The following is a 17,096-nucleotide window of genomic DNA, read 5'->3' as shown; positions in this document are numbered from 1 at the left end:
GCGGTATTCTGGACCCATGGCAACCACTCCTCAGCTCCAGGACCGTCCCAGGGTACTCGTCGTCGGCGGCGGGTACGTCGGCCTGTACGTAGCCCTCAAACTGCAGAAGAAGATCGCAAACGCCGGTGGCATCGTCACCGTCGTCGACCCGCTGCCCTACATGACCTACCAGCCGTTCCTGCCTGAGGTTGCCGGCGGCAACATCGAGGCACGCCACGCGGTCGTTTCGCACCGCCGGCACCTGACCCAGACCGAGCTCATCGAGGGACGCGTCCTCTCGATCGACCACGCCAACCGCACCGCCGTGGTCGCCCCGGCCGACGGCGGCGAGAACTTCGAGATCCCGTACTTCGACGTCGTCCTGGCCGCCGGCGCCATCACCCGCACCTTCCCGATCAAGGGCCTCGCGGACAAGGGCATCGGCCTGAAGACCATCGAGGAAGCCGTCGCCCTGCGCAACAGCGTCCTCGAGCGGATCGAGACCGGCTCCCTGATGACCGACCCGGTGGAGCGCGCCCGCGCCCTGACCTTCGTCGTCGTCGGCGGCGGCTTCGCCGGCATCGAGTGCATCACCGAAATGGAAGACCTGGCCCGCGCCGCGGTCAAGAAGAACCCGCGCGTCAAGCAGGAAGAAATCCGCTTCGTGCTGGTCGAGGCCATGGGCCGCATCATGCCCGAGGTCACCGCCCAGCAGGCCGAGTGGGTCGTCGAGCACCTGCGCAGCCGCGGCATCGAGGTGCTGCTGAACACCTCGCTGGACAACGCCGAGGGTGCCATCAAGCTGATCAACCTGCCGGACAAGACCCCCGCGCAGGAGTTCGAGTCGGACACCCTCGTCTGGACCGCCGGTGTGCAGGCCAACCCGATGGTCCGCTCCACCGACTTCCCGCTCGAGCCCCGCGGCCGCGTGCGCGTCCTCCCGGACCTGCGCATCGCCGGCGACGAAGGCATCATCGAGAACGCCTGGGCCGCCGGTGACGTCGCGGCCGTGCCCGACCTCACGGGCAAGGGCCTCCCGGACGGCACCTGCGTCCCCAACGCCCAGCACGCGCTGCGCCAGGCCAAACGCCTCGCCAAGAACCTGTGGGCCTCCCGCTGGGGCAAGGAACTCAAGGACTACAAGCACAAGAACCTCGGCGCCGTCGCCGGCTTCGGCGAATGGAAGGGGGTCGCGAACATCAACCTGATCGGCCGCATCGGCCTCAAGGGCCCGCTCGCCTGGCTCGCCCACCGCGGCTACCACGGCCTGGCGATGCCCACCGTCGAGCGCAAGATCCGCGTGATCTCCGGCTGGTTCTGGCAGCTCTTCCTGGGCCGCGACACCACCCAGCTGATGGACCTGGACAACCCGCGCGGCGCATTCGTCGCCGCGGCCACCCCGGCCCCCAAGCCGGCGGACGCCATGTAGTCCACCCGCAGTCACCACGACGGCGGCCGTTCCCCACGCAGGGGAGCGGCCGCCGTCGTCGTTGTACCGCTTGTGGCGGACGCACTCCTGGCCCCGGGTCCTGGTAGCGTGCCTAGACTGGGGCCATGACCCCAGCCGAGAAAGACCTGCATGCCCTGCTCGCCTCGATGCATCCGGCGGTCCGCGAAGGCGAGTATGTCTACGTCCGCTGGCCCGAGGGCACGCCGCTGAGCGGCCACATCGCCGCCGCCGTCCGCGAGGCCGACGGGCTCACCGTGGTGCTGCCCCGCGCCGACGCCGACGCCCAGGACCTGCCCTATGACCATGCGGCGGCCTGGATCACCGCCCAGACCCCCTCCGCGGACGGTGCCGCCGGGCTGACCGCCGTCATCAGCGCCGCCCTGGCCGAGGCGAAGATCGGCGTCAAAATCCTGGCCGGTTTCCACCACGACCACCTGCTCGTCCCGGTCCCCGACGCCGACCGTGCCCTCGAGGTGCTCCACGAACTGTCCGCCGCCAGCCGGTCCGCCAGCGGCGGCACCCCGGCCCCGGAACCGCGGCTGGTGCTGCGCGACGAGCAGCCGGGGGACCGCCCGGCCCTGCTCGAGCTGACCCGCGCGGCGTTCGCGGTCTCGCCGGTCACCGGGGAGCCGGTCGAGGGCGAACCCGAGGAGGTGGGGCTGCTGGCGGCCCTCTTCGAGTGCGCGGAGTACCTGCCGGCGTTCAGCGTTGTCGCCGAGCTCGACGGCGAGATCGTGGGCCACGTGATCAGCACCCGCGGCCGGGTGGGGGAGCTGGAGCTGCTGGGGCTCGGCCCGCTGGGGGTGACGCCGCGGCTGCAGCGGCACGGCATCGGCTCGGCCCTGATGAAAGAGACCATCAGCCGGGCCAACGCCGCGGGGGAGCGGGGCATCGCCCTCCTCGGCAGCCCGGACTACTATGCCCGGTTTGGCTTCGTTCCCTCCACCTCCCTCGGCGTGCAGGCGCCGGACCCGGCGTGGGGCGAGTACTTCCAGCTGCTGCCGCTGGCGCTCTGGCCCGGGGGAGTGAACGGCACCTTCCGGTACGCGGCGCCCTTCGACGCCGACGGCGGCCACGGCTGAGGGGTAGCCGGCACGATACGATTGTCCGGCGCCCCAGTAGCCCAATTGGCAGAGGCATCGGACTTAAAATCCGCGTGTTGTGGGTTCGAGTCCCACCTGGGGTACCCCGTCGCCGCCCGGCCCTTCCTTTGTGAAGGGCCGGGGCGGTTTTGTGTCATCCGGGAGCGTCCTCTCGGGTGCTCTTTGCGGCCCGGGGAGGGGTTTGGGGGCGCATTGGGGGCCTGATTCCCCCTAGGCAACGAGTGTTATAAGGATGTGACCGTAGTCACTTATTTTCGGGCTGAAATTGCACTAGCTTGAAGCTAAATCAGGAACACCTGATCTTTCGCGTCAAAGGCCGTTCGCACCTTTCGATCGAGGAGACCTCTCTATGACTTCACTCCCCCAGGCGGCGCCGCGCATTGCCAAGCTCACCGCGCTTAGCATCGGCGTCGCCCTTCTGGCTACGGCTTGTGGCGGTTCGTCCACGCCCTCGTCCAGCGGCTCCGGCTCGGCTTCGGCCTCCAGCCAGGCCGGCGGCATTTCCTGCCCGGCTCCCAGCGCCTCCGCAGGTGCCAGCAGCTCGGCCAGCGCCGCAGGCTCCGTGCCAGCTTCCTCGACCACCACGGATACCCCGCTGAAGATCGGTTCGCTGCTGCCGACCACCGGTTCGCTCGCCTTCCTCGGCCCGCCGGAAATCGCCGGCGTCAACCTCGGCATCAAGGAAATCAACGATGCCGGCGGCGTCCTGGGCAAGCCGGTCGAGGTCATCCACCGCGACTCCGGCGACACCAAGACCGACATCGCCACGCAGTCCACCACCGCGCTCCTCGGCCAGGGTGTCAGCGCCATCATCGGCGCCGCCTCCTCCGGTGTCTCCAAGACCGTGATCAACCAGATCACCGGCGCGGGCGTCATCCAGTTCTCCCCGGCCAACACCTCGCCGGACTTCACCACCTGGGACGACAAGGGCCTCTACTGGCGCACCGCTCCCTCCGACGTCCTGCAGGGCAAGGTCCTGGGCAACTACATGACCACCTGTGGCGCCCAGACCGTCGGCATGATCGTCCTCAACGACGCCTACGGCACCGGCCTGGCCAAGAACATCCAGTCCGCAGTTGAGGCCGCCGGCGGCAAGGTTGTGGCGCAGGAACTCTTCAACGAGGGTGACTCGCAGTTCAGCAGCCAGGTGGACAAGGTCCTCGCCGCCAAGCCGGACGCGATCGCCCTGATCACCTTCGACCAGGCCAAGAGCATCGTTCCGCTGATCACCGGCAAGGGCGTCAAGCCCACGCAGATCTTCATGGTGGACGGCAACATGTCCGACTACAGCAAGGACTTCAAGGCAGGCACCCTCAAGGGCGCCCAGGGCACCATCCCCGGTACCTTCGCCAAGGATGACTTCAAGAAGAAGCTGCTCGGCATCGACCCGGCGCTGAAGGATTACAGCTACGCAGGCGAGTCCTACGACGCCGTGAACCTGATCGCCCTGGCCGCCGAGGAAGCCAAGAGCACCAAGGGCACGGAGATCGCCAAGCACCTCAAGGACGTCTCCGAAGGCGGCGAGAAGTGCAACAGCTTCGCCACCTGCGTCACCCTGCTCCGCAACGGCAAGGACATCGACTACGACGGCCAGTCCGGCCCCGTAACGTTCTCCGACGCCGGTGACCCGACGGAAGCCTACATCGGCATTTACGAGTACCAGGATGACAACAGCTACAAGCCCGTCAAGGAAGAGTTCGGCAAGCTCTAAGCCCCTCCTCTGACTGACATACAGGAAACCCCCGTCCATCTGGGCGGGGGTTTCCTGCGTTTGCGGGGTGGGTGCTGCCGCGGCGGTTTCGGGTCTGAGCGGCGGTTTTGGACCCGGGCACCCCGGGTCCGGGGTGCGCATTTCCGAAACCGGCGCGAAAACCCCACATCGGACTGGTACGTGGCGACGGTGGGGTGTCGGGGCCTGTGCGGGCACCGTGTAGGTGGGAGCTGCGCGGAGGGTCCGCTAGGGCCTGGTCAGACCCCCGGGCAGACCAACTCAGATGACGGGTCCTGCTGGGGCGACGGTTCCAGATTTTCGCTACGGTTCCGGACAGGGGCATCGCGGGCCCGGGGTGCGGAAGTCCCAAACCTGCGCGGAAACCTACCGGTGGGTCCGTCAACGCGCAGGCGCCGAGCAAGTGCCTGCGTCCGGAGTCGGAGCCGGGAGAGGAGACCCCCGGAGCACGGCGAAGGGCCGCCACCGGTGCGGTGACGGCCCTTCGGAGGGGGAGCCCGGAACTACTCGACGGTGTCGGCCAGGGTGCCCAGGTAGAGCTGGATGACCTTGGGATCCTTCATCAGCTCCCGGCCGGTGCCGGTGTACGCGTCCTTGCCCTGGTCCAGGACGTAGCCGCGGTCGCAGATTTGCAGGCAGCGGCGGGCGTTCTGCTCGACCATGATCACGGAGACGCCGGCCCGGTTGATCTCGTGCACCCGCAGGAAGGTCTCGTCCTGCTTGACGGGGGAGAGGCCGGCGGAGGGCTCATCGAGCAGCAGCACCGCCGGGTCCATCATCAGGGCCCGGCCCATGGCGACCATCTGGCGTTCGCCGCCGGAGAGGGAACCGGCGCGCTGGGCCCGCCGCTTCGCCAGCTCCGGGAAGAGGTCCGCCACGAACTCGAACCGCTTGGCGAAGTCCTTGGGCCGCTGGAACATGCCCATCTGCAGGTTCTCTTCGATGGTCAGGGCCGCGAAGACGTTGTTGGTCTGCGGGACGAAACCGACTCCCTTGGTGACCAGCTTGTTCGCCTTCAGCCCGGTGATGTCCTGGCCGCGGACCACCACGGAGCCGGAGTGGACCTTGACCAGGCCGAACATGGCCTTGAGCAGGGTCGACTTGCCGGCGCCGTTGGGCCCGATGATGCCGATCAGTTCACCCTTGCGGGCCTCGATGCTGCACCCGTTGAGGATGTTGACGCCCGGGATATAACCGGCCACCAGGTTGGTGACCTTGACGACCGAGTCGCCGTCGAATCCGCTCTGGGCGGCGGGGGCGGGGCTCGTGGCGCTCATTCTGCGTCCTTCACTGTGCTGGGCGGCTGTTCGCCATGGTTCGGCTCCTCGGCGCTCCGCCGTCCGTGCGCCGCACCCGTGGCGGGCGCGGTGCCGGCGTCGGCGGTTTCCGTCGCGATCACATCGGAGGAGATGATGCCGGCGTTCTCGGTGCCGACGATCGATTCGTCGTCGGCCTCGAGCTCGGCGGCGAGCTCCTTGATGCCCTCGGAGTCGCCGAGGTCGACGTCGTGGTGGGCGCCCAGGTAGGCGTCGATCACGGCCGGGTTCTTCATCACCTCGGCGGGCGGGCCCTCGGCGACGATCTTGCCCTCGGCCATGACCACCACCCAGTCGGCGATGTGGCGGACCATGTGCATGTCGTGCTCGACGAACAACACGGTCATGCCCTCGGCCTTGAGGTTCTTGATGTGGTCCAGCAGCGACTGCGTCAGCGCCGGGTTCACGCCTGCCATCGGCTCGTCCAGCATGACCAGCTTGGGCCGGACCATGAGGGAACGGGCCATCTCCAGGAGCTTGCGCTGGCCGCCGGAGAGGGACGCCGCGTAGTCGTCCTTCTTGGCGTCGAGCTTGAACTTCTGCAGCAGCACCTCGGCCTGCTCGGTGATGCGCTTCTCCTCGCCGCCCCAGATGCCCTTGAACAGCGCCTTGTAGAGCTTCTCGCCGGACTGGTTGGAGGCGCCGAGGCGCATGTTCTCCATCACGGTGAGCTTGCCCATGACCTTGGTCAGCTGGAAGGTGCGGACCATGCCCATCCGCGCCACCTTGTAGGAGGAGACGCCGGCCAGGCTGTTGCCCTCGAACTGCCACTTGCCGGTGTTCGGGGTATCGAAACCGGTCAGCAGGTTGAAGAGGGTGGTCTTGCCGGCACCGTTCGGGCCGATCAGGGCGGTGATCTTGTGCCGCGGGATTTCCAGGTATTCGACGTCGACGGCGTTGATGCCGCCGAAGCTGCGGGTGACGTTCTCCGCCACCACGATCGGGTCCCGCTTCTTGCAGCCGGGCGCGATCTCCCCGGCCGCGATCGGACGGGAGTCCGTCATGTAATCGATGGTCTCGGCGTCGGCCGTGGTGCCGGCGCCGGCCTTGGGTTCTTGGCTGTGCATGCTCATGCGAACGCCAGCTCCTTCTTATTGCCAAAGACGCCCTGCGGCCTGAAGATCATCAGCAGCATCAGGGCGATGCCTACCAGGATGTAGCGCAGCTGACCGGCCTGGACCGTGTTCAGCCAGGTGACGGCGCCGGACTCGATCAGTCCGTAGAGCACGCCCTGGGTCAGGGACAGCACCACCCAGAAGATCATGGCGCCGACGACCGGTCCCAGCACGGTGCCGAGGCCGCCGAGCAGCAGGCAGGTGTACAGGAAGAACGTCAGCTCGGTGCCGTAGTTGGCCGGCTGCACCGCACCGCGGGGGAGGGTGAAGACCATACCGGCGAGGGCGCCGAGGACGCCGCCGATGACCAGGGCCTGCATCTTGTAGGCGTAGACGTTCTTGCCGAGGGAGCGGACGGCGTTCTCGTCCTCACGGATGCCCTTGAGGACGCGGCCCCACGGGCTGCGCATCAGCAGCCAGACGAGGACGCAGCACACGATCACGAGGGCCCAGCCGGCGACCCGGATGAAGAAGTCGCGGTTGTTCATGCCGAAGTAGGAGCCCTCGGGGAACGGGTTCATGGCGTAGAAGTCGCCCTCGAAGGCGGCCAGGCCGTTGGCCGAACCGGTGACCGAGGTCAGCTGGTTGGTGGTGACGATGTAACGGACGATTTCCGCGGCCGCGATCGTGACGATGGCCAGGTAGTCGGCCCGCAGCCGCAGGGTGGGGACGCCGAGCAGCAGGGCGAAGATCGCCGAGCAGACGACGGCGATCAGCAGGCCCACGAAGAACGGCACGTGGAAGCTCAGGGTGGAGATGGCGAAGCCGTAGGCTCCCACCGCCATGAAGCCGGCCTGGCCGAAGTTCAGCAGGCCCGAGTAGCCGAAGTGCACCGCCAGGCCGAGCGCGGCGAGTGCGTACGCCGCCGTCGTCGGGCTGAAGATTTCTCCGGCAGCGCTGGAAAGAATGAATCCGAAGTCCATGTTTGTCTCCTAACCCACGCGCTCGCGGCGGCCCAGGATGCCCTGGGGCCGGAACAAGAGGACAACGATCATGATGAAGAGGGCTCCCACGTACTTGAGGTCGGCGGCGAGGCCGAACACGGTGGTGAGCTCCACGAAGATACCGACGATGATGGAGCCGAAGAGTGCGCCCCACACGGTGCCGAGGCCGCCCAGGGTGACGCCGGCGAAGATGAGCAGCAGGATCTGGGATCCCATGTCGAACGTGACGCCCGGCCGGTAGTAGGCCCAGAGGATGCCGCCAAGGGATGCCAGCATGCCGCCGGTGACCCAGACGATGCGGATCACGGAGTCGACGTCGATGCCGGAGGCCGCGGCGAGGGCGGGGTTGTCGGCCACCGCACGGGTGGCCTTGCCCAGGCGGGTCTTCAGCAGCACGACGCCGAGGACGGCGATGACGATCACGCTGATCAGCAGGGACCAGAGGTTGTTCGGCGAGATGGAGATCGGCCCGATCTGGATCTCGGCGCTCTGCGCGAACGGCAGCTGCTGGGTGGCGCCGCCGAAGTAGAACTGGATGACATAACGGACCGCCAGGGCCAGGCCGATGCTGACGATCATCATCGGAACCAGGCCGGTCCCGCGGCGCCGCAGCGGCTTCCAGAGCCCGGCGTCCTGGACGTAGCCGAAGAGGCCGCCGCCGAGGAGGGCCAGGATGATCGCGAGCCAGAACGGCAGGTTCATGGCGTTGAAGGCGAAGACCAGGACGGCTCCGAGGGTGACCATCTCGCCGTGGGCGAAGTTGGTCAGGCCGGTGGTGCCGAAGATCAGCGACAGGCCCACGGACGCCAGGGCCAGCAGCAGGCCGAAGCTCAGGCCGGCGACGAGGCGGTTGATCAGGTTCTGGCCGAAGTCCTGCTGCTGGACCACGATGCCCTTACCGAAGGCGAAGACCACGGAGAGGTTGGAGGTCTGGCTGAAGGTGACCTTGCGGGGGTTTTCCTGGCCCTCGGCGAGCTTGACGCCCTCCGGCAGGGTCTTGGTGTCCAGCTCGACTTCGTAGGTGCCCTGGGTGGGGACGCCGATGTTCCAGGATCCGTTGGCGGCCGACTTGGTGGTGCCGGTGAAGTTCTCGCCCTTGGCGGTGATGGTGACGCCGGCCAGCGGCGCCCTGTCGTCACCGCGGAGGAAGCCGCTGATGCTGTTCTGGAAGTTGGTGCTCGACGGGGATGGTGTCGGCGATGGGGTCGTGGCCTGCGATGCCGGCGCGACGATGAGCAGAAGGGCTGCGACGGCGGCGAAGACCGCGCCTACAGCTGTCGTGATTCTGCCGCGGCGCCGCGGGGGCAGGCCTCGTGTTGTGCTTCTCAAAGGTGAAAACCTCCACGTGGGGATGGTCTGGGTTGCGCCGTTGCAACCACTGCGAACGTTCGGGGGACGGGTGGAGCCGGTGGTGCGATGCGATGGAGCTGATGGTGAAGCTGGTTGTGATGTCCGTCACCCCGTTGGCCTCATGTTACCGCCCCGGCGGGACGCTAATTGCCGCTCCGAGCAGGTATTACGTCGCGATCACATAACAACCGTGAAGCTGGACGCAGGTATCCCATTAGTTCAGCTAATGAAAACTTTTGTTGATCGCCATGCGTCCTAAACAATCCCCGTGCGGGGCGGGCGGGGGAGGTCACGGTTGGGTTGCGACGCCCGAGGGCGGGAACTAACCCTGCCCGCGGGCCGTGGGAATTGGTAGCGTGGAAACTACCGAACTCCACCGCAGTTCATCACTCAACCCCCTTATTTGGAGGACACCAGCAATGGCACTTGGCGGAAATCCGATCTTCAACGGAAAGAACTTCCGTGGAGCCACCCAGGCACCGCCGGCGCCGCAGGCGTACGGCCAGGGTTATGGCCAGAACTACGGCCAGGCACCCTATGGCCAGAACTACGGCCAGCCCCAGTACGGCCAGAACCATTACGGCCAGCAGGCCGGCTGGAACCCGGGCCAGCAGGCCATGAGCAGCGAGCAGCTGCAGGACCTGTACAACCGACCGGCCGCCGGGCCCGCCGACGCGGGCCGGATGACGTTCGACGACGTCATCATGAAGACCGCCGCCTGTCTCGCCGCCGTGATCGCCGGCGCCGCCGTGACGCTGGTCGTTGCGCAGGGCCTCGCCTCGATGCTGATGCTGGTCGGCGCGCTGGGCGGATTCGTCCTGGCGCTGGTCAACACCTTCAAGAAGCAGCCCTCCCCGGCGCTGATCCTGGCGTATGCCGCCCTCGAGGGCCTGTTCCTCGGCGGCCTGACCCGGATCCTTGACGGCATGTTCCCCGGCGTCGGCCTGCAGGCCGTCATCGGCACCCTGTCCGTCTTCGCCGTGACCCTGGTGCTGTTCAAGAGCGGCAAGGTCCGCGCCACGCCCAGGGCAATGCGCTTCTTCATGATTGCCCTGATCGGCTACGCCGTCTTCGCGCTGATCAACATGGTGATGATGTGGACCGGTGCCGTGCAGTCCCCGTTCGGTCTCCGTACCTCCGTCGAGATCTTCGGCATCCCGTTGGGCGTCTTCATCGGCCTGCTGGCCATCGGCCTGGCCGCGTTCTCGCTGATCATGGACTTCACCAGCATCGAGGCCGGCGTCCGCGCCGGTGCCCCGCAGCGCTTCTCCTGGACCGCCGCTTTCGGCCTGACCGTCACCCTGGTGTGGCTGTACGTGGAGATCATCCGCCTGCTGGCCATCCTGCGCGGCGACGACTGACACGACGCCGGCTTCGGCCGACAGGCTTCGAAGTAGCAGGGAGCGGGTCCCGCCTTACGGCGGGGCCCGTTTCGTCTATCAGGGGCTCTATCGCAGCACGGGAAAGGTTCGCTAGGAGGGGAGCCCGCGGGTTGGGTACGGTGGTGCCATGGAACCGACCGCCACCGCTCCCGCCGACACCCCCTCTGCCGCTGACTCCGCCGCAACCGGCCCCGCAGCCGCCGACTCCGAGGCCCGCCGCTACGCCACCGGCCGGCAGTATGAACTGCGGCGCGGCGATGCGCTTGCCGTCATCACGGAACTCGCCGGCGGCGTGCGGCTCTACAGCCGCGCGGGCGTGGCACTGACCGAGACCTACGCCGACGACGAGATCGCCCCGGGCGCCGCCGGCATCATGCTCGCCCCGTGGGCCAACCGGATCGAGGACGGGATCTGGTACCTCGACGGCAAGAAACTCCAGCTGGACATCACCGAGGTCAGCTACAACAACGCCAGCCACGGCCTGCTCCGGAACGCCGGCTACGGCCTGGTGGATGAGGATGAATTCTCCGTCACGCTCGAGGCCGCGGTCTTCCCGCAGCACGGCTACCCGTTCCTGCTCCGGCACCGGGTCCGGTACTCCCTCGGCGAGGACCTGGGACTGACCGTCCGGCAGACCCTCATCAACGACGGCCGGGACTCCGCCCCGTTCGTGCTGGGCGCCCACCCCTATCTGCGGATCGGCGACGTGCCCACCGAGGACCTCACCGTCACCGTCTCCGGCGGCACCCGCCTGGTCACCGACGAACGCCAGATCCCGCGCGACACCGAGCCCGTGGCCGGCGACTACGACCTTCGCTCCGGGCGCCGCGCCGGAGACCTGGACCTGGACAGCGCCTACACGGACCTGGAGTTCGACGGCGGCGAGGCCGGCAGCACGCTGCACGCCCCCGACGGGCGCAGCGTCACCCTCTGGCAGGACGAGCACTGCCGCTACGTCCACGTCTTCGTCACCGACCGGCTGCCCGGGCTGAACCGGGCCGTGGCCCTGGAACCGATGACCGGCCCGGCAAACGCGTTCAACAGCGGTGACGGGCTGCGCTGGCTCGCCGCCGGCGAGGAGTTCTCCATGACCTGGGGGATCCGCGCCACGCTGGGCGGCTAGCGTTTCCTTTCCTAGGCAAGCTAGGGAATTATGGGGTAATGACGCCAGCTGATGACGCCCGCCCCACCCTCCCGACCGACACCACCGGTCCCGACGACCGGCCCGGAATCACCGTCCCGGGCTACGCAGATCCTGCACTGTCCGCCGCGCCGGCGGGAGTGCCGGTCACGACGGGAACCCCGGGGGAGGGGACCGCCCCGTCCGGAACCGGGCCCCGCGTGCGCACCGACCGCGAACTGGACGAGGACATCCCCTACGGCATCCGGATCGCCGCGTCCTGGGCCTGGCGGGTAGGCCTGATCCTGCTGGTCTCCGGCGCGCTGATCTGGCTGCTGAGCAAGATCAGCTTCCTCATCATCCCGATCATGGTCGCCGCCCTGCTCGCCGGCCTGCTCAGCCCGGTCACCCGGTGGCTCCGGCGGCGCAAGGTGCCCAACGGCCTCGCCGTCGCCATCACCCTCCTTGGCTTCATCGGCGTGATCGCCGGAGCGCTCGCCCTGGTCGGCCGCCAGCTGACCTCCGGCTTCGGCGAGCTGTGGGGCCAGGCGCTCACCGGCGTCCAGCAGGTCCAGACCTGGCTCTCCGAGGGCCCGCTGCACCTGACCGCCGCCCAGATCGACACCTACATCGAGGAAGCCACCGCCGCGCTGCAGAAAAACAGCAGCAGCATCGTCAGCGGCGCCCTGACCTTCGGAAGCACCGCCGGGCACTTCGCCGCAGGGCTGCTCATCGCCCTCTTCGTCACCATCTTCTTCCTGCTCGAAGGCGAGCGGATCTGGCGGTTCCTGGTCCGGCTGATGCCGCGGAAGGCCCGCCCCGCGGTTAACGGCGCCGGCCGGCGCGGCTGGACCTCGATGGTCAGCTACACCCGGATCCAGATGTTCGTCGCCTTCGTCGATGCCCTCGGCATCGGCGTCGGCGCCGCGATTATCGGCGTGCCGCTGGCCCTGCCGCTGGGCGTCCTGGTCTTCATCGGCTCCTTCATCCCAGTCGTCGGCGCGCTGGTCACCGGTGCCATCGCCGTGCTGCTGGCCCTGGTGGCCAACGGCCTGGTCAACGCGCTGATCATGATCGGCATCGTGCTGCTGGTCCAGCAGCTCGAAGGCCACATCCTGCAGCCGCTGGTGATGGGCAAGGCCGTCTCCCTGCACCCCGTGGCCGTCATCCTCTCCGTCGCCGCCGGTTCCTACCTGGCCGGCATCCCCGGCGCGCTGTTCTCCGTCCCGATCCTCGCCGTAGCAAACTCGGCCGTTCGGTACATCGCGGCCAGAACGTGGGAACATGATGGAGAGCTGGCAGCCGCCAACCAACCGGGCGTTTCCGCCCCGGCCGGCGCCGGCAACACCCCGGGCGACGGGTAGGAAAGCCACCCTCGCGCCGACGCAGGAACCCTAAAAGGAGACTAGTTCGTGAATACCCTCGAGACCCTTCCCGTCACATTGGACGATGTCCTGGAGGCGCAGAAGCTGCTCGACGGGATTATTACCCGGACCCCGGTGGAGTCCTCCCGGGCCCTCGGCGGCCTGGTGGGCGGCGAGGTCTACTTCAAGTGCGAAAACCTGCAGCGTGCTGGTTCGTTCAAGGTCCGCGGCGCCTACGTCCGGATGGCCAAGCTCTCCGCGGCCGAGAAGCAGCGGGGCGTCGTGGCGGCCTCGGCCGGCAACCACGCCCAGGGCGTGGCCGTCGCCGCGAAGGCCCTCGGCATCAAGGCCCGGATCTACATGCCGCTGGGCGTCGCGCTGCCCAAGCTCGCCGCGACCCGCAGCCACGGCGCGGAGGTGGTGCTCCACGGCCACAACGTCGATGAGGCACTCGCCGAGGCCAAGCGCTACGCGGACGAATCGGGCGCCGTGTTCGTGCACCCGTTCGACGACGTCGACGTCGTGGCCGGGCAGGGCACCGTGGGGCTGGAGATCCTCGAACAGATCCCGCACGTGGACACCATCCTGATGGGCGTCGGCGGCGGCGGGCTGCTCGCCGGCGTGGCCGTCGCCGTGAAGGCCCGCGCCAAGGAACTGGGCCGAACCATCCGCATTATCGGCGTGCAGGCCGAGAACGCCGCCGCCTACCCGCCCTCCCTCGCCGCGGACGCCCTGGTGCCGCTGAAGCGGGTCTCCACCATGGCGGACGGCATCGCCGTCGGCCGGCCCGGCCAGCTGCCCTTCAGCATCATCCGGGAACTGGTGGACGACGTCGTCACCGTCAGCGAGGACGCCCTCGCCCGGGCCCTGATCTTCCTGCTGGAACGGGCCAAGATGGTCGTCGAACCGGCCGGCGCCGTGGGCGTCGCCGCGCTGATGGAAGGGAAGATCGAGAACCCCGGCACCACCGCCGTCGTGCTCTCCGGCGGCAACATCGACCCTATGCTCATGCTCAAGGTCATCCAGCGCGGCCTCTCCGCCGCCGGCCGGTACATGACCGTGCGGATGATGCTGGACGACCGGCCCGGTTCGCTGGCCACCATCGCGCGGATTATCGCCGAGAACGACGCGAACGTCACCGGCCTGGACCACACCCGGGTGGGCGGTTCGATCAGCATGGGCGACGTCTCCATCACGGTCAACCTGGAAACCAAGGGCCACGAGCACGGCGAGCAGGTCCTGGCCGCGCTCCGGGCCGAGGGGTTCCAGCCGATCGTGGTGCACTAGGCAGCCGCCGTGCTGGAAGCGCCCGGGGGGGAGCGGCGGCGGGGCACCACCGCGGCCCGCGCCCGGCAGGGACTGGCGGTGGTGGGGTCCTTCGTGGCGTTCCTCTACGCGGTGGAGTTGGTCAACACCCTGATGCTGCATTCCCTGAACCGGGTGTTCGGGCTCCGGCCGCGCACGCCCGAGGGCCTGGTGGACATCCTCACCTTCCCGCTGCTGCACGCCAGCCTGGCCCACCTGTTCTCCAACACCCTGCCGCTGATCATCTTCGGCTTCCTGGTGTTCCTCTCCGGGCTGCGGGTCTTCCTCACCGCGCTGGCTGCGAGCTGGCTCGGCTCCGGGCTGACGGTGTGGCTGATCGGCGGCTACAACATCACGGTGGGCGCGTCCGGGCTGGTGTTCGGGCTGTTCGCCTTCCTGCTGGTGCGCGGCTTCCTGAACCGGCACTGGGGGCAGATCCTGCTCTCCGTGGTGCTGTTCCTGGCCTACGGCGGCATCCTCTTCGGGGTGCTTCCCACGGTGGCCGGCTACGTCTCCTGGCAGGCGCACCTGGGCGGTGCCGCCGGCGGGGTGGTCGCGGCACTGCTGCTGCGCCGGCGCGCCACGTCGACACCCTGAATACCGGCGCCTTAGCCGCCAACGCCTTAAACGCCGACGCCGGCCCGTCCCCGGGAGGGGAGAGCCGGCGTCGTCTGTTGCTGGCTAGCCGACGTACGGCTTCGCGGAGAGGATCTCCACGGTGATGTCCTTGCCGTTCGGGGCGGTGTAGCTGAGCTTGTCGCCCTCCTTGTGGCCGACGATGGCCGAGCCCAGCGGGGACTTCTCGCTGAAGACATCCAGGTCCGAGTCGCCGGCGATCTCGCGGGAGCCCAGCAGGAAGGTTTCCTCGTCGCCTGCGATCTTCGCGACGACGATCATGCCCGGTTCGACGATTCCGTCGTCGGCGGGAGCCTCGCCCACGTGGGCGTCGCGGAGCAGGACGGTCAGCTGGCGGATGCGGGCCTCGATCTTGCCCTGCTCCTCCTTGGCGGCGTGGTATCCACCGTTCTCCTTGAGGTCGCCCTCCTGGCGGGCGGCTTCGATCTTCTGAACGATTTCCGCCCGGCCGGCGCCGGAGAGGTGGTCCAGCTCTGCCTTCAGGCGGTCAAAAGCTTCCTGGGTAAGCCAAGCTGCAGTTGCGCTGTTGGTGGTCGACACGGACTTCTCCTTTGGTGGATAAACAAGCTGGTCAAACAAAACGGGTCAAACGAACTGGTCAAACAAGCAAAGACCCCGCCACGGTGGCCACTTATGGAACTCAGCAACCAGCTCAGCGGGGTTAAGGTATTGGTCCATTGTAGTCAATGCTGTGGATAAACCAAAGAACCTGAGCGGCGCAGGTCACACCGTGTTACGCGTTGCGTCACACGCGTGGGGCGGGCACTACTTAGCGGCGGAGGGCAGCCAGCAGTTGTCGACGACTGCGGAGACCGCCTGCGATTCGGTCCGCAGCGTCACCCGCTGGGCGGTGGTGTGGCCGCCGTCGGTCCCGGCCGAGGCGTCGTTCGGGCCGATGGTGACGACCTTCCAGCCGACCACCGCGAACTTCGAATCAAGGGCCTTCACGGCGCAGGCGGCGGTGCTGTCCGGGTTCTTCGTGACCTGGAAGTCCAGCTGGGCGAGGGTGGCGTCCGGGGTGCTGTAGCCGATGTCCTTGAAGCTGACGGACCCGGTGGCTGCGGAGGTTGCCACCCAGGCGAGGAAGGCCACCGCGACGGCCAGGGCCGCGATCAGGAGGTTGCGCCTGCGCTTGCGTCCGTCGGTGGTCCCGTCGGTGCTTCCGGCCCTGCCGAAGCTGCCGCCCATGGCGCGCTTTTGACCGCCGTAGCGATTGGCTAGGCTGGTGGGTGCCGGCGCGGGTGCTGCAGGCTGCTCCTCGGAAGTCACCAGTCCAGTTTAGTGTGGATCGGTCAGCCCGAAATCACCCGGCTCGAATCACCCAGAGAAGAAAGAGGAGCCGTCCGACGATGACAGCGTCCCCCAGCCCGTCCGCCCCGCTTCGGCTCCTCGCCGTCCACGCCCACCCCGACGACGAATCCAGCAAGGGCGCCGCGACCATGGCCATGTACGCCGCGGCCGGCGTCGACGTCCTGGTGGCCACCTGCACCGATGGCTCCCGCGGCGACATCCAGAACCCGCAGATGGAGTCCGCGCCGCACCCCAAGCGGGACATGGCCGGCGCCCGCCGGCTGGAGATGGCCAACGCGGCCAAGGTGCTGGGCATCCGGCAGCGCTGGCTGGGCTTCGTGGACTCCGGCCTGCCCGAGGGCGACCCGCTGCCGCCGCTGCCGGCCGGATCCTTCGCGACGCTGCCGCTGGAGCGCGCCGCCGCGCCGCTGGTCCGCCTGGTCCGGTCCTTCAAGCCGCACGTGATCCTCAGCTACGACGAGAACGGCGGCTACCCGCACCCGGACCACATCATGGCCCACCGCGTCGCCGTCGAGGCCTTCGAGGCCGCGGGCAGCCCGGACCGCTACCCGGGCACCGGGGAGGCCTGGACCCCCAGCAAGCTCTACTACGATCGTGCCTTCAGCCCGGAACGGTTCAAGGCCCTGCACTACGCCCTGGAGGAGGCCGGCCTGCAGTCGCCGTACGCCGAGCGGATCGCCGCCTGGCTTGAGGCCGACGCCGAGGGCCACACCCCGCCGGCGCCCACCCACGAAACCACCACCCAGATCCAGTGCGGGGACTACTTCGAAGCCCGGGACAACGCCCTGCGCGCGCACCGGACGCAGATCGACCCGGAAGGCTTCTTCTTCGCCGTCTCCCCGGCGATGCAGCGGCAGACCTGGCCGTGGGAGGACTACTCGCTGATCACCTCCCGCGTCCCCGCAGAACTGCCGGAAACGGACTTCTTCGCCGGGCTAAGATAGACCCAGCAGAGACTTCTATGCCGCGTAGAAAAGCGGCGTCGGAGGCCT

General features: G+C 68.2%; 15 protein-coding genes and 1 tRNA gene. 10 read left to right on the top strand and 6 right to left on the bottom strand.

Annotation, left to right across the window (positions count from 1 at the left end; translation table 11 throughout):
* Positions 1 to 16: 16 nt before the first annotated feature.
* The 4 genes from ACFUCU_RS10520 (at position 17) to ACFUCU_RS10505 (ending at position 4,243) form a co-directional block, all read left to right on the top strand.
* Complete coding sequence (locus ACFUCU_RS10520; protein ID WP_377972457.1) at positions 17 to 1,408, top strand: NAD(P)/FAD-dependent oxidoreductase; 1,392 nt, start codon at positions 17 to 19, stop codon at positions 1,406 to 1,408.
* Between the two features lie 125 nt (positions 1,409 to 1,533).
* Positions 1,534 to 2,511: an N-acetyltransferase gene (locus ACFUCU_RS10515; protein ID WP_377972456.1), complete on the top strand. Its 978-nt coding sequence runs from the start codon at positions 1,534 to 1,536 to the stop codon at positions 2,509 to 2,511.
* Positions 2,512 to 2,541: 30 nt separating this feature from the next.
* Positions 2,542 to 2,615, top strand: a tRNA-Leu gene (locus ACFUCU_RS10510).
* A gap of 266 nt (positions 2,616 to 2,881) precedes the next feature.
* Complete coding sequence (locus tag ACFUCU_RS10505) at positions 2,882 to 4,243, top strand: ABC transporter substrate-binding protein (RefSeq protein WP_377972455.1); 1,362 nt, start codon at positions 2,882 to 2,884, stop codon at positions 4,241 to 4,243.
* Positions 4,244 to 4,764: 521 nt separating this feature from the next.
* Here ACFUCU_RS10505 and ACFUCU_RS10500 read toward each other — a convergent pair.
* From ACFUCU_RS10500 to ACFUCU_RS10485, 4 genes are read right to left on the bottom strand one after another with little or no spacing between them, the layout of a single operon-like run.
* A complete protein-coding gene (locus ACFUCU_RS10500; RefSeq protein ID WP_290258566.1) occupies positions 4,765 to 5,538 on the bottom strand; it encodes an ABC transporter ATP-binding protein in 774 nt (257 codons plus the stop codon).
* Positions 5,535 to 6,650 (bottom strand): ABC transporter ATP-binding protein, encoded by a 1,116-nt coding sequence (locus tag ACFUCU_RS10495; RefSeq protein ID WP_290258565.1) that lies wholly within the window; start codon positions 6,648 to 6,650, stop codon positions 5,535 to 5,537. Before ACFUCU_RS10495 ends, ACFUCU_RS10500 begins: the two co-directional genes overlap by 4 nt.
* Entirely contained in the window at positions 6,647 to 7,615 is a 969-nt protein-coding gene (locus ACFUCU_RS10490; protein WP_377972453.1) for a branched-chain amino acid ABC transporter permease, read from the bottom strand. Before ACFUCU_RS10490 ends, ACFUCU_RS10495 begins: the two co-directional genes overlap by 4 nt.
* Positions 7,616 to 7,624: 9 nt before the next feature.
* Positions 7,625 to 8,965 (bottom strand): branched-chain amino acid ABC transporter permease, encoded by a 1,341-nt coding sequence (locus ACFUCU_RS10485; protein WP_377972452.1) that lies wholly within the window; start codon positions 8,963 to 8,965, stop codon positions 7,625 to 7,627.
* 440 nt (positions 8,966 to 9,405) lie between these two features.
* Here ACFUCU_RS10485 and ACFUCU_RS10480 point away from each other — a divergent pair, with 440 nt between their 5' ends.
* The 5 genes from ACFUCU_RS10480 (at position 9,406) to ACFUCU_RS10460 (ending at position 14,754) form a co-directional block, all read left to right on the top strand.
* Positions 9,406 to 10,347 (top strand): Bax inhibitor-1/YccA family protein, encoded by a 942-nt coding sequence (locus ACFUCU_RS10480; protein WP_377972450.1) that lies wholly within the window; start codon positions 9,406 to 9,408, stop codon positions 10,345 to 10,347.
* 148 nt (positions 10,348 to 10,495) lie between these two features.
* The gene (locus tag ACFUCU_RS10475) at positions 10,496 to 11,491 is read left to right on the top strand and encodes an aldose 1-epimerase family protein (RefSeq protein ID WP_377972448.1); all 996 of its coding nucleotides are present in this window, start codon (positions 10,496 to 10,498) and stop codon (positions 11,489 to 11,491) included.
* Between the two features lie 38 nt (positions 11,492 to 11,529).
* Positions 11,530 to 12,852, top strand: coding sequence for an AI-2E family transporter (locus ACFUCU_RS10470; protein ID WP_377972447.1), 1,323 nt, complete (start codon positions 11,530 to 11,532; stop codon positions 12,850 to 12,852).
* A 48-nt stretch (positions 12,853 to 12,900) separates the two neighbouring features.
* Complete coding sequence (ilvA, locus tag ACFUCU_RS10465) at positions 12,901 to 14,139, top strand: threonine ammonia-lyase (protein ID WP_290258559.1); 1,239 nt, start codon at positions 12,901 to 12,903, stop codon at positions 14,137 to 14,139.
* 9 nt (positions 14,140 to 14,148) lie between these two features.
* Positions 14,149 to 14,754, top strand: coding sequence for a rhomboid family intramembrane serine protease (locus ACFUCU_RS10460; protein WP_377972445.1), 606 nt, complete (start codon positions 14,149 to 14,151; stop codon positions 14,752 to 14,754).
* A gap of 84 nt (positions 14,755 to 14,838) precedes the next feature.
* Here ACFUCU_RS10460 and greA read toward each other — a convergent pair whose 3' ends face one another.
* Together greA and ACFUCU_RS10450 are read right to left on the bottom strand one after the other, a co-directional pair.
* Positions 14,839 to 15,333, bottom strand: coding sequence for a transcription elongation factor GreA (greA, locus tag ACFUCU_RS10455; protein ID WP_290258557.1), 495 nt, complete (start codon positions 15,331 to 15,333; stop codon positions 14,839 to 14,841).
* Between the two features lie 225 nt (positions 15,334 to 15,558).
* On the bottom strand, positions 15,559 to 16,062 hold the full coding sequence (locus tag ACFUCU_RS10450; protein WP_377972443.1) for a DUF4307 domain-containing protein: 504 nt from the start codon (positions 16,060 to 16,062) through the stop codon (positions 15,559 to 15,561).
* Between the two features lie 80 nt (positions 16,063 to 16,142).
* On the opposite strand from ACFUCU_RS10450, the gene mca reads away from it, so the two are divergent.
* Positions 16,143 to 17,048, top strand: coding sequence for a mycothiol conjugate amidase Mca (gene mca, locus ACFUCU_RS10445; protein WP_290258555.1), 906 nt, complete (start codon positions 16,143 to 16,145; stop codon positions 17,046 to 17,048).
* Positions 17,049 to 17,096 lie beyond the last annotated feature (48 nt).

It is taken from the genome of Arthrobacter sp. NPDC057259 (assembly GCF_042668995.1).
In the GTDB taxonomy this organism is placed as follows: domain Bacteria; phylum Actinomycetota; class Actinomycetes; order Actinomycetales; family Micrococcaceae; genus Arthrobacter.
Note: the sequence above shows the minus strand (reverse complement) of the source record. Positions and strands in the feature narration are given on the sequence as shown.